We start from the raw sequence: 11,816 nt of genomic DNA on the forward strand, positions 1-11,816 counted from the left end.
TGGCTCAGTTAAAGCTGAATGTTGATTTTTAAACGCTGTTGATTGTAATGGAAGGCGCGTAGACTCCTTCGGGATTTAGAGGGCAGGTGAGACCTAGGTAGAAATGGCCTGAGAAGAAGGGCCATTTTACCCCGCAGAAGCGAAGCGACGAGGAGGCTCACCGCACGCCACGAGGAAAGCGAAGTGCCTGGAACGAAAATCAACAGCCTTGTTTAACAAAGCCAATGGTTTATAAATGCCCTACAAAACAAAAAGACCAAATTGCCGGTATAGCAATTTGGTCCACAAAACCAATAACATTTTTATATACCACAGACATTACTTTTTACAATCAAAATTAACAGTTTGTGATAGATATCCGAACCCGTTACTTTTTTGCCCGGTTTTCTGTTGTTAAGCTTCCATTTTAAATTTAATTTTCCGCACATGCTATCCTAGCGGGTAAGCTTTGCGCTCGCCTTTTGCGAAGGTCATGATTTCTTTATAGCCGACTTCCCTAGCAAGCTGGAGTGCCTGGTCATAATCCGCGCCTACATGCTCAGGAACGTGAGCATCGGATGACAGAACGATTGGAATCTGCTTAGCAAAACACATTTTCAGTAGCCTCGGATCTGGGTATAATGTCTGGGTAGGCTTCCTAAGGCCGGCGGTGCTGATTTCAACGCAAGTTTTTGATTTGGCCAGGGCAGTTGTGGCTCTGTCATATTGTTCGAGCAAAAAGCTTTCATCGTCAGGGACATACTTAAAAATCTTCACTAAATCAATATGACCGATAATATCAAACAAATTCGATTCCGCAAGGGTTACAACCTGGTCAAAATAGCTTTCATATACTTCAAACAGATCTCTTTTATCCCACTCTTCCCTGTATTCCGCAAGGTCGATGCCAAAGTCGCCAATCCAGTGGATCGAGCCAATCACATAGTCGAAATCATAGCTTTTGATGAAGCTTTCCATTTCCTTATGCTTGCCTGGGGTATAATCCATTTCAATCGACATTTTCACGTCGATATTATTTTTCCATGCTTCTTCAAAAAGCCTTACATAATCCCCCATATCATAATAACGGCGTTCATCTACCCAGCTGTTTCTTAAGATGTCAGCTGTTTGATAAAAGTGATATGCATGCTCAGAAATTCCGAAATGGCCGATTCCCCGTTTTTCAGCCGCTTCAGTAAACTCCTTTAAGTAATCCAGTGTCAAGGTTCCTCTTTCAAGATGGTTATGGTAATCCGTCAGCATGTCTCCATCCCCCTATTGAATCGTTTTCCCTATTATACTTTTAGAGGGATGGAGGGACAAGGAATTAATTACCGGATTCTCAAGATTTGCCGCGGTTTTATAATATCTGTGTTTAAATCGTTCAACCTCTTTATATCCTGTACAGATGTATTTGTCTTTTTAGCAATGGTGATGAGAGAGTCTCCAGCGGAAACTACGTAACGATTTTGTTCCTCAGCATCAATTACAAGAACCTGACCCACCTTTATCTGATTACCCTGGATCACGTTACGTTGAGAGATTGCTTCAACTGTCGTCTTGTACTTTATTGCCAGTGACCATAATGTTTCACCGCCCTGGACTGTATGAATGATCTCTTCCTCTTGTGTTGGCTCCACCCCAATAGGATTCTTTGAGTGATCCTGATCAATTAGGAGATCATCTGACATTCGAAGTTTTGCGATTGTTTCCATTGCATAGACATTTCTTTTCTCCGATACCGCGACAGACTGTCCAATCTCTGCATTTCCAAGCGCAAGCAATGGATTTACAGCATTCTTCTTTTCGTATGTCCATTTTTCTTTATGGATTTCGAAGTGGAGATGCACTCCTGATGAGTCACCGGTACTTCCCATTTCCCCGATGATCTCTCCCTGTTTAACAACTTGTCCTTCTTTTACGTTCCGTTTATTCAAATGAGCGTATACTGTCTCCAAATTATTCTCGTGCTTTATAAACACTACATGTCCATACGATCCTGAATAATAAGATTTTGTGACTACTCCATCATCAACTGTATGTATCGGTGCCCTAAGGTCAGCAGCAATGTCAATCCCTTTATGGTGGCCATGACGGGTTCCATATAAGTCAGATACCAATCCATCGGCTGGCCAGATCCAATCCGAGGTCAGTTCGGGTATATCGAGCATCTCTGCTTCAGAGTGCTTTCCGCCAAGAAATAGCAAGCTGATACAAAGTGCCATTAACCCGGCTATAAGCAAACGCTTTATGTAATCCTGCATTTTCTTCCTCCTTAACATTTGTACTCCCTTTCCATCACTATGACAGGCTGTACTGAAATAGAACCTGTTTTAACAGAAAGGCAGCAGTTAAAAAGCACATTCGTTATATTGAGAGATAACTTGCTTTTTTATGCAAAAGAAGGAAAATTAGCTTCGAAATCATGAATTTTATTTGTCTATAATTATCAACCACACTCGACATTGGTAAGTTTGATCCATAAAAAAAAGAAAGGCGCATAGCCTTTCTTAATCAATGGCAATGTTAAACTAGGCTGTTGATTTTCGTTCCAGGCGCTTCGCTCCTGCGGGGTCTCACCTGTCCCGCTTCATCCCGAAGGAGTCTTCGCGCCTTCCACTACAATCAACAGGGTTGAAAATCAACCTTCACCTTTAACACAGCTTAATCAATTGATTTCTTATTTGGAGCTACTGGCACGGGTATTGGCTCATTCATATTGAATGGGCCGAGCTGGTCCGTGCCGGCATTTTCAATCTTTACCTTTTGATATCCAAAGTCCTTTGCGGTCAACAGGATCGCTTCCAGGTTTGGAAGGAACTCTTCATTCATGTTTGCGTTGTTCATGACAATCGTGATTTCAGAATTATCTTCTGCAAATAAGATCTGTGCTGGTTTGAATTCCTGCGGCAATGAGGCGGTCAATCCAAGTTGATCGTTGTTTTCGCGCATGATGCCAAAAGCATTCATAATGTCTTCGAATTGTTCTTTTGTCGGAACAAGGAAGGGTTTTTCAGAGCCATCGGATGTGTAGAACATATAAGCGCGTTTGTTATTATCCGGGGAAGAAATCTCTCCTTCCGTCAGAACTCCATAGTTTCCGAGGTCAATCCCAGGCTTTTGCTCGGTTGAGAAAGTCAGTAAATCTATACCCTTGCCCGCGAGATTTTGTGACATTGCCTCAAGCAGCATAGTGTTCGAAACACTGCCATACTTGAAAGGATGATCTTCTTTAACATCCATATTCAACGTTTTAGTTCCTTCATCAAACTCCCATGTGGCATCAATCGGATAGAATTCGCTCAAGCCCCATTCTTCTTCCTTTAGCTTTCCCATCGTCTCAGTAAAGGCAGCAATCCATTGCTTTCCCTCATCTTTTGGGATTGTGGTGCTTACTGGTACAAGCACCTGCCCGTTTTGGTCGGGAATAGCGTAGGTAAGGACTTCGGTATCCTGTCCTGCAATTTCTTCTTGATACAATGCAGTCAAATCCGTATATGGATTCTCAGCCATTTTTCTTGCTGGATCCTGTTTGTCATCTGCTTTTGTATCTGCGATCATTGTATTATTTTCAGGTTTTGAATTCGGTTTATCGACTGTGTTTTCAGCTTTGTCCCGGCTGGCAGTATCCATATCAGCTGCCAGTTTGGATTCCTGCGCTGTGCTGCTGTCAATCGCTTTATCTGCCGATTGGTCCGTTTTCATCAAGCCGGGTGAAAGGACGAAGGCAAGGAAAAGGACAGCCGCCAGCGCAGCACCTGGAATAACCCATGATGGCATTCTTCGTTTTTCCACACGATGGGCAATGTTTTGGTAGATGTCACGAGGGTCGCGATTGTCTCTTATCTTAGGCATCTGGCCGAGGATTTCTTCTAGCTGCTTATCGCTTAACTGTGACTTTTTCACTAGTCATCCCTTCCTTTTCAATCATTTCTTCCATTAGCTTCTTAAGCATCTTTAACGCCCGATGCTGTGTCGTTTTGACCTTACTTTCAGTCCACCCCAGCGCTTCTGCCGTTTCAGTTATGGTCAGGTCATGAATATATCTCATGATGATGACCATTCTCTGGTCAACGGTGCATTGATCCAGGCATTTATACATCAGCTGTATTTCTTCACTCTGAAGCGCCAATTCCTCAGGCAATGGCTGTTCGTCCTTTACCTGGCGCGCAGACATATCAAAGGATTCCAATAGCCTCTGTTTCCAGCCCTTTTGCTTCCGGAAGTGGTCAATTGCCACATTCTTTGCAATTGAAAAAAGCCAAGTTTTCTCACTGCTTTTTCCTTCGAACCGATGGTATGCTTTCAGGACGCGGATATAAACTTCCTGAACCAGGTCCTCAGCTTGTTCCTTGCTTTTTACCATATAGAATAAAAATTGAAAAACGTCATGATGATATTTTTGATACAATTCATCAAAAACGGAGTTCATTGGTCGCCTCGCCTCCGTATTCATTAGATTAGTCGTTGATTATGTAAATAAAGTTTCATATTAACTATATTATTTTTATGCTGGGAATGAAAGGTTTTTTCGGCCTAAAAATTGGAGGATCACTATAGGTTTCTTTTTTGTTTTTAAAGTCTGAACAAGAATCAGGCCCCTTCTTGATGAAGGGGCCTGATTCATTATAAATGTTCCTCGTGAATCAAGAATAGTCGGCAAGTATTCCTAATTTACTCGATATTTCGAGGGATTAAAAAGGAAAATGTCGTACCTTGTCCGAGTTTGCTCTTTACTGCGATGCTGCCTCGATGGGCATCGATAATATTCTTGGCAATCGCCAGGCCTAATCCGGTACCTGAAACACCACGCGTTCTTGATTTGTCTGCCTTATAAAATCTTTCGAACAGGAAAGGCAAATCCTCTTCAGGTATGCCTGGCCCCTGATCACTGACTTCAAAGTAGAGGCCGCGTTCATCTGACCTGCAGACAATCTGGATCGTGGCAGAATCAGGAACATGCCTGATAGCATTGTCGATTAAGTTAGTCAGAACCTGCTCAATTCGATCAGGATCGAAGCGGAATACCGGCTCATTGGTATCAAGCTTCACCGACAATTCAATCCCTTTTTCCTTGGCGAGTCCGTAAAATTTACGAATCACACGGTTCAGGTATGGCTCGATCTCGATAGGCTCAACCGTGAGCAAAATATGGCCAGCCTCCATGCGGGCCAAATCCAGTAGCTCGTTAACGAGCCTTCCCATTCTTAACGATTCATCGTAGATGACCTTCGCCATTTCCTTCTTCTCTTCGTCCGTTTGGGCAATATCATCGACAATTGCTTCACTGTAGCCCTGTAGCATCGAGATAGGTGTCCTGAGCTCATGTGAAACATTGGCAATGAAATCCTCGCGGAGTTTGTCCAGCTTCCGCTCCTCCGTCATATCCCTTACAACTGCCACAGCTCCGCGAATAAAGCGCTTGTTGTATAATGGGCTGACGATGATGACCCAGGTCCGTCCCTGTGCGGAAATTTCCCCAACCTGCTCTTTTTCTGTATTCACGGCAAGCTGGAAGAGCTCCATGACCTCCGAAGGCACAGCGTCGTTGTTCTCGGAGCTAAGGCCCTGCTCATAATACCAGTACCGAAGGAACATCTCAGCAGGAGGATTGGTAATCAGGATGGTGCCGTCACGATTGAACGTGATGACACCATCTGCCATGCTGCTTAAGATACTGGTGAGCTGCTCTTTCTCCTGGCTCAGGGCATTCATGTTGAACTTAAGCTGTCTGCCCATTTGGTTGAAAGCTGTTGCCAGCTCGCCAATTTCATCATGTGTGAGGATAGGAACCTTCGTATCAAATTTCCCCCTGGCAACCTCAAATGCTGCTTCACGCATTTTTCGCAGCGGTGCTGTAATTCTGGTAGAAAGAAAAAAGGCAAAAATGGTTGTAAGCACGATCGCAACACCAGCGGCCAGTAGAATGAATTTCGTGGTCAGCCTTGTCGTTTCTTCCATGACATCCAACGATTGATAGATGAATACAGCTCCATTCTGAGTTTCATACTGATGGAGCGGAACACCGATCATCAAATATTGTGTATCATCGGACTCGCTTGAGACTTCAGGCAGGGATGTTATGATATCAACCTTTTTACCTTCTTTAAATACCTCTGCCAATGCTTGGTCTTCCTTCAAGAAAGAAATCGGTACATGGGCATTTCCTTCACCATCGGGAGAATAGTAATATGTGTCTTCATCTCTTATGACCGTTACACGGGAATCGTCATCAACCATTTCCCATGCAATCTCGAGACCCAACTCTTCCTCCTGTCCGGGATGTTCCTCCAGGACTTTGGCTATTTTTTCAGCAGTTTCGGTCAGTCCTTTGCGAGTTTCATTGATGTGATAGTTTTCAAAAAACTCGACCAGCATAACCGTCAGTATGAATAATACAAAGCAAACCAGCAGAAGGATGGTAATCCAAAGCTTACCTACTACACTGCGCCAAAACATCATTCATTGACTACCTCGAACTTGTAGCCAACCCCCCAGACTGTTACAATCATTTTTGCAGCCTGCTCAGATACTTTGTTCAGTTTCTCACGAAGTCTTTTCACATGTGTGTCGACCGTTCTTAGGTCTCCGAAAAATTCGTAGTGCCAGACTTCCTTTAATAATTGTTCTCTATCAAAAACCTTATCCGGAGCTTTTGCCAGGAAATAAAGCAGTTCATACTCTTTTGGTGTCAAGCTGACTTCCTTGCCATCTGCAGAAACCCTATGGGCATCATTATCAATAGTTAAATGAGGGAAAACAATCACGTCTTTTGCAGTCGTTTCCGTCTGAAGATAGCTAGTGCTGGATGAACGGCGAAGCATGGCTTTTACACGAAGCACAACTTCGCGCGGGCTGAATGGCTTAACGATATAATCGTCTGTTCCAACTTCGAACCCCTGGACCCTGTTCACTTCTTCACCTTTCGCTGTCAGCATGATGACAGGTGTGGATTTCTTCTCACGCAAATCACGGCATACTTCCAATCCGTCCTTGCCAGGCATCATTAAATCTAAAAGGATTACGTCATAGTCATTGGCAAGAGACTTTGCCAACGCTTCATTTCCGTCTTCCGCTTCATCGATAATATAGTTTTCTCTTTCAAGATACATTTTCAGCAATCGTCTGATTCTTTCTTCATCATCCACTACTAAAATCTTAACGTCCTTTTCCATAAGGTATATCCCCCCTGCGAATATTTTACATAAACATACGGCTGCTTACCATGATTTTTTAAAAAATGCCTTCACTTATCCCAGTGAAGGCATTCAAAAATTGGACACATTTTAAGATCCTGCATAAGAATGCAAGCCGGCAATAACAAGGTTCACGGCAACAAGGTTGAACATAATGATGATGAACCCGATAACTGCAAGCCATGCAGATTTTTCACCATGCCATCCCTTAGACAGCCGCAGGTGCAGGAATGCAGCATAGAATAACCAGGTGATCAAAGCCCAAACCTCTTTAGGATCCCAACCCCAGAATCGTGTCCAGGCAATTTGAGCCCAGATCATCGCGAAAATAAGTCCACCCAGAGTAAAGACAGGGAAACCGATCAGCACAGAGCGATAGCCGATTTCATCAACAAGGTCCAGATTGATATTTTTTGTCCAAGGCTGCAGGGCTGCTGCCACTCTCTTTCTTAAAATACCTCTTAACACGAGATATAATACTATACCCGCTGCAATAGACCAAATAACCGTATTTAGTTTTTTCGCACTGATGATTGCCGGTGTTTCAAACAAAGGCTCCATCTTGTCCTGGTCCTTTAGCTCATATTGATGAGGGCCGACAAGCGCTGGAACTGTGTATTTTTCAGTTGCAGGCTGCCCTTCTTTGTTCACATAATCAAAATTAGCTTCATAATCAGTAGCCGCGAAGTAACTAGATACAAACACGAACCCAAGAGTGCTGATCAGACCAAATAATACAATTTCCAGCCAAAGGGTGCTCTTGCTTTTCTTGGACTGGTCAACACTTTTAACGAGATAGATCAGCCCAGCTGCAAAGCTGACAGCAAGGATGGCTTGTCCGATTGCCGTTGTAGTTACATGGATGTGCAGCCAGTAGCTCTGCAATGCTGGAATCAATGGCGTAACATCCCTCGGGAACATGCTTCCGTATGCAATGATCAAAGCTGCCACCGGCAAAGTGAACAAGCCTAACAGCGGGGTCTTATACATGAAATACAGAATGATGAATGCCCCTACTAAAGACATCCCAAAGAATGTCGTGAATTCAAACAGGTTGCTGACCGGAGCGTGTCCGGATGCAATCCATCTTAAGATAAAAAATGTTAATTGTGAAAGGAAACCCGCAATCGTGATCAGGATTCCGATTGTCGCCCATCTATTCGGGGCATTTTTCTTGTCAGCATGCCTTTTATCCTTAATGGCACCACCGAAAAATAAAATGCCGACTAAATATAGGATGAACGCTGTAAACAGGAAGTTTGAACTTAGCTCAACCATTTGTTACCCTCCTCATTCCTTCTTCTCTCCTGCTAACTGATCATCTGGCACCTGGAGTCCTGATCCTTCAAAGACGGTCTCGAGTTCTCTTTTTAGACCATGCCAGTTTTTATTTGTATGAGCAGCTGTCCAAATCTGCCCGTTTACCCTTCGAATCCATAAACGGCGATGATTCCAGTATGCACCCTGGACAACGCCAATCATGAAAATAAGCCCTCCAAGTGCTAAAACCCAAAGAGTATTATCTTTTCTTACTGTCAATGCAGTTACGTTTTTCGTATCCATTCCGCTGAAGGTCATCTTGTAATCATTATCGCCCATAGGCTCAATATTTTGTCTGATGGCTACAAAGCTGACTTCTCCTTTTGGTGTATCCGGAGTGAACATCTTAAAGATAAACGCTGGATTATTAGGAATCCGCGATTTAGTTGCAGGCTCCCCATCTTCGTTGAATTCAAAATCAGGGAAGTAGCTCATTACCTCTACCCGATAGCCGTTGCCCAGGTCATATTCTTTTTCAGGGCCATATAAATCAACTTGGAGTTCTCCAAACTGTTTGCCAGTTTCTTTATTTTCGAGTTTGAAAGCCATCATGCTTAATTCATCCAGTTTATAATCTACCTGGTACAGGGCATAGCCGTCAATTTTCAGTGGCTTGTTGACCTGGATGGCCTGGTCGCGGACTTTCTCAAGCTCGGGTGTTTCACCAGGAACTGTATCTCCCTGTTTTTGATATAGGGTCGCGTTAGTCTGATAGTTTTTTACTACGGTCCCTACTTTGTCGATGGCGTTTTTGAAAACTTCATCATCTTTTTCCTTATCATAAACTTGGAAAATAAATTGATTGTTTTTCAGGTAATATTGTCCCTCCGTACCTGGGATTGCTTTAGTCTCGCCCTCCCTGAGCCAAAGGATTTCATCCACATACATTCCAGGAACAAGCCTCAGCATGCCTCCAATCAGGAAGATGATCAGACCAACGTGGTTGACATATGGTCCCCAGCGGGAAAAACGGTTCTTTTCCGCCAGGATGTCTCCATTTTCCTCACGGATTTTATAACCCTTCTTTTGCAGCCGTTCTCTGATTGTGCTCACTGCATCATCTGTCAGCCCTTGTTCAGATACACTGAACATCCGCTGACGCTTCAGATAGCTTTCATGCCTTGAAACTCTCTGTTTTTTTAAAGCGCGATACAGCGGAATAACTCTGTCAAGGCTGCAGATAACAAGTGACACGCCAATTGAGGCTATTAAAAGCAAATACCACCATGAGCTATACAGATTATGGAATCCTAGTTCATAATAAACTTTACCAAGCCATCCATATTGATCTTCATAATATTCAGCTGCTGGCATTAAAGGCGGTATGTACATTTCCTGCGGAAAAATCGTTCCCAAAGATGAAGCGATCAGGGTAATGACTATCAGCCATACGCCCACCTTAACCGACGAAAAGAAATTCCATACCTTATCAATGATTGTTTTGTTATAAGTTTGTGAACGTCTAGCACTTCCTTCATAGCGCATATCAAGGAGCTGCTTTTCTTTCTCTTTCTCCTCAAGCACTCTCCCGCAGGATTCACAAAGGATGGTTCCATGCGGATTTACATGGCCGCATTCGCATTTTACATCGTTCATTTCAAAAACTCCCTGTTTTTCCCCTTACGTTTAAGGTTTGATTTGTTCCATGAAATCGCGTACAGTGTCTTCAGTCAATTCCCCAGTATGACTTCTCACCACATTGCCGTCCTTATCAATCAGGAACGTGATCGGCAGAGGATTGATTCCATAAGCCGCCTGAACTTGTCCATCCTTATCAATCATGACAGGGAAATTGAGGCCTTTACGTTCAATGAACTTATTGACCACTAAATCCGTTTCGCTTGAGTCGATTGCAAGAACTTGCACGCCTTGATCCTTGAACTGCTGGTACTGATTTTCGATGTAAGGCATTTCTCTCTCACATGGCTTACACCATGTGGCCCAAAAATTCAGGAACACACCCTGCCCTTTGTAATCAGACAGCCTATGTTTGTTGCCTTCCATATCCACCAGTGCAAAATCAGGAGCAGGCTTCCCGATTTCGATTTTCTGGTTCTTGTCCTTATTCATATTGGCATATAAGGTATAGCCAACTGCCGCAGCCAAAATGGCAAGTATGATAGTCCGGGTAATCAGACGTTTCTTCTTCATCAATAAACCTCCTACCGTATTTCTCCCATTATATCATTAAGACTATCTATATGGTGATAACTCTATGACTTTTTCATGGCAAGTACACGGAGCTGCTTCACTTCATGATGGGTGAGCTCCCTGATTTCTCCTGTTCTTAATCCATTGAGCGTAAGGAAACCGTACTTTTCCCGTTTAAGCTTTAATACAGGGTGGCCGATCGCCTCGAACATTCTCCTTACCTGCCTGTTCCGTCCCTCATGAATTGTAATCTCGACGATTGCCGTATCTTTCTTTTTATCCACACTTAATAGCTTCGTTTTTGCAGGTGCTGTCTTTCCATCTTCGAGCATGATTCCGCGTGAAAGGCTTGTAAGTTTCTCGCGGGATGGAATCCCTTTCACTTTGGCGACATACACCTTGTCGATTTCATTGCTTGGATGCATCAGCAAATTGGCGAATTCGCCATCGTTCGTAAGCAGCAGCAAGCCCGAGGTATCATAATCCAGTCTTCCTACAGGATAAATTCTCTCTTTAATTGTCTCAAAAAAGTCAGTTACCACTTTCCTGCCCTTTTCATCCTGGACGCTCGAAATGACTCCTCGAGGCTTATAGAATAAGAAGTAAACCGGCTCTTCCCCTTCTATCTGTATCCCGTCAACCTCTATGCGGTCGGATGAAGTCACCTTTTTCCCAAGCTCCTTGACCACACTGCCATTGACCTTGACTCTGCCCTGAAGAATCAGTTCCTCCGCTTTCCTTCTCGATGCAATTCCGGCGTGCGCTATAACTTTTTGCAGTCTTTCCATGAAGGTCACTCCTATAATATCAATTCACGATTGTTGATTTTACTATCTATTCCATCCTTATGAATTATGACATAACTCTCGCTGTTTTCAAAGTAAGCAATTCCTAAAAAATTATATATAGTGCTTTTATTGTTATATTGCAAAAATACCGATAAGTCGGCCTAGCGTTTTTTGACTTTTCGCTACCTGAGAAAGATAGCTCTTTTTAGCCGGCTGCTCTTTAACAAAAGGCTCTGGTAAACGAGGCTGTTGATTTTCGTTCCAGGCGCTTCGCTTTCCTCTGAAAAATTATGAAAAAGCCCAACTGCCGGCTTTTTCAAGAACGAATTCTTCTTGGGGCGTGCGGTGAGCCTCCTCGTCGCTTTGCTCCTGCGGGGTAAAA

10 protein-coding genes are annotated in these 11,816 nt (G+C 43.4%); all 10 read right to left on the bottom strand.

Annotation, left to right across the window (positions count from 1 at the left end; translation table 11 throughout):
- Positions 1 to 429: 429 nt before the first annotated feature.
- The 10 genes from AC3EBE_RS13830 to rluB all read right to left on the bottom strand — a co-directional run bounded on the left by AC3EBE_RS13830 (position 430) and on the right by rluB (position 11,434).
- Positions 430 to 1,242 carry a histidinol-phosphatase gene (locus AC3EBE_RS13830; RefSeq protein ID WP_488595627.1) on the bottom strand — a complete coding sequence of 271 codons (813 nt, stop codon included), beginning with the start codon at positions 1,240 to 1,242 and terminating at the stop codon, positions 430 to 432.
- A 68-nt stretch (positions 1,243 to 1,310) separates the two neighbouring features.
- Positions 1,311 to 2,243 carry a peptidoglycan DD-metalloendopeptidase family protein gene (locus AC3EBE_RS13835; RefSeq protein ID WP_488595628.1) on the bottom strand — a complete coding sequence of 311 codons (933 nt, stop codon included), beginning with the start codon at positions 2,241 to 2,243 and terminating at the stop codon, positions 1,311 to 1,313.
- Positions 2,244 to 2,643: 400 nt separating this feature from the next.
- Positions 2,644 to 3,885, bottom strand: a complete 1,242-nt coding sequence (locus AC3EBE_RS13840) for a hypothetical protein (RefSeq protein ID WP_488595629.1) — start codon at positions 3,883 to 3,885, stop codon at positions 2,644 to 2,646.
- Positions 3,860 to 4,411, bottom strand: a complete 552-nt coding sequence (gene sigX / locus AC3EBE_RS13845; RefSeq protein ID WP_488595630.1) for an RNA polymerase sigma factor SigX — start codon at positions 4,409 to 4,411, stop codon at positions 3,860 to 3,862. The genes AC3EBE_RS13840 and sigX overlap by 26 nt, the downstream gene beginning before the upstream one ends.
- Before the next feature lie 242 nt (positions 4,412 to 4,653).
- Positions 4,654 to 6,441: an ATP-binding protein gene (locus AC3EBE_RS13850; RefSeq protein ID WP_488595631.1), complete on the bottom strand. Its 1,788-nt coding sequence runs from the start codon at positions 6,439 to 6,441 to the stop codon at positions 4,654 to 4,656.
- Positions 6,438 to 7,154, bottom strand: a complete 717-nt coding sequence (locus AC3EBE_RS13855) for a response regulator transcription factor (protein ID WP_335428106.1) — start codon at positions 7,152 to 7,154, stop codon at positions 6,438 to 6,440. Before AC3EBE_RS13855 ends, AC3EBE_RS13850 begins: the two co-directional genes overlap by 4 nt.
- A 111-nt stretch (positions 7,155 to 7,265) precedes the next feature.
- Positions 7,266 to 8,453 carry a c-type cytochrome biogenesis protein CcsB gene (ccsB, locus tag AC3EBE_RS13860; RefSeq protein WP_488595632.1) on the bottom strand — a complete coding sequence of 396 codons (1,188 nt, stop codon included), beginning with the start codon at positions 8,451 to 8,453 and terminating at the stop codon, positions 7,266 to 7,268.
- Positions 8,454 to 8,465: 12 nt separating this feature from the next.
- Entirely contained in the window at positions 8,466 to 10,091 is a 1,626-nt protein-coding gene (gene resB, locus AC3EBE_RS13865) for a cytochrome c biogenesis protein ResB (RefSeq protein WP_488595633.1), read from the bottom strand.
- Between the two features lie 30 nt (positions 10,092 to 10,121).
- On the bottom strand, positions 10,122 to 10,646 hold the full coding sequence (gene resA / locus AC3EBE_RS13870) for a thiol-disulfide oxidoreductase ResA (protein WP_488595634.1): 525 nt from the start codon (positions 10,644 to 10,646) through the stop codon (positions 10,122 to 10,124).
- 62 nt (positions 10,647 to 10,708) lie between these two features.
- On the bottom strand, positions 10,709 to 11,434 hold the full coding sequence (rluB, locus tag AC3EBE_RS13875; RefSeq protein ID WP_488595635.1) for a 23S rRNA pseudouridine(2605) synthase RluB: 726 nt from the start codon (positions 11,432 to 11,434) through the stop codon (positions 10,709 to 10,711).
- Positions 11,435 to 11,816 lie beyond the last annotated feature (382 nt).

The sequence above is a fragment of the Mesobacillus sp. genome (assembly GCF_057785455.1).

Bases quoted from the DNA above. Each gene is read 5' to 3' on its own strand.
- ccsB (WP_488595632.1), bottom strand. From the start codon at position 8,453: ATGGTTGAGCTAAGTTCAAACTTCCTGTTTACAGCGTTCATCCTATAT.
- AC3EBE_RS13835 (WP_488595628.1), bottom strand. From the start codon at position 2,243: ATGCAGGATTACATAAAGCGTTTGCTTATAGCCGGGTTAATGGCACTT.
- rluB (WP_488595635.1), bottom strand. From the start codon at position 11,434: ATGGAAAGACTGCAAAAAGTTATAGCGCACGCCGGAATTGCATCGAGA.
- AC3EBE_RS13830 (WP_488595627.1), bottom strand. From the start codon at position 1,242: ATGCTGACGGATTACCATAACCATCTTGAAAGAGGAACCTTGACACTG.
- sigX (WP_488595630.1), bottom strand. From the start codon at position 4,411: ATGAACTCCGTTTTTGATGAATTGTATCAAAAATATCATCATGACGTT.
- resA (WP_488595634.1), bottom strand. From the start codon at position 10,646: ATGAAGAAGAAACGTCTGATTACCCGGACTATCATACTTGCCATTTTG.
- AC3EBE_RS13850 (WP_488595631.1), bottom strand. From the start codon at position 6,441: ATGATGTTTTGGCGCAGTGTAGTAGGTAAGCTTTGGATTACCATCCTT.
- resB (WP_488595633.1), bottom strand. From the start codon at position 10,091: ATGAACGATGTAAAATGCGAATGCGGCCATGTAAATCCGCATGGAACC.
- AC3EBE_RS13855 (WP_335428106.1), bottom strand. From the start codon at position 7,154: ATGGAAAAGGACGTTAAGATTTTAGTAGTGGATGATGAAGAAAGAATC.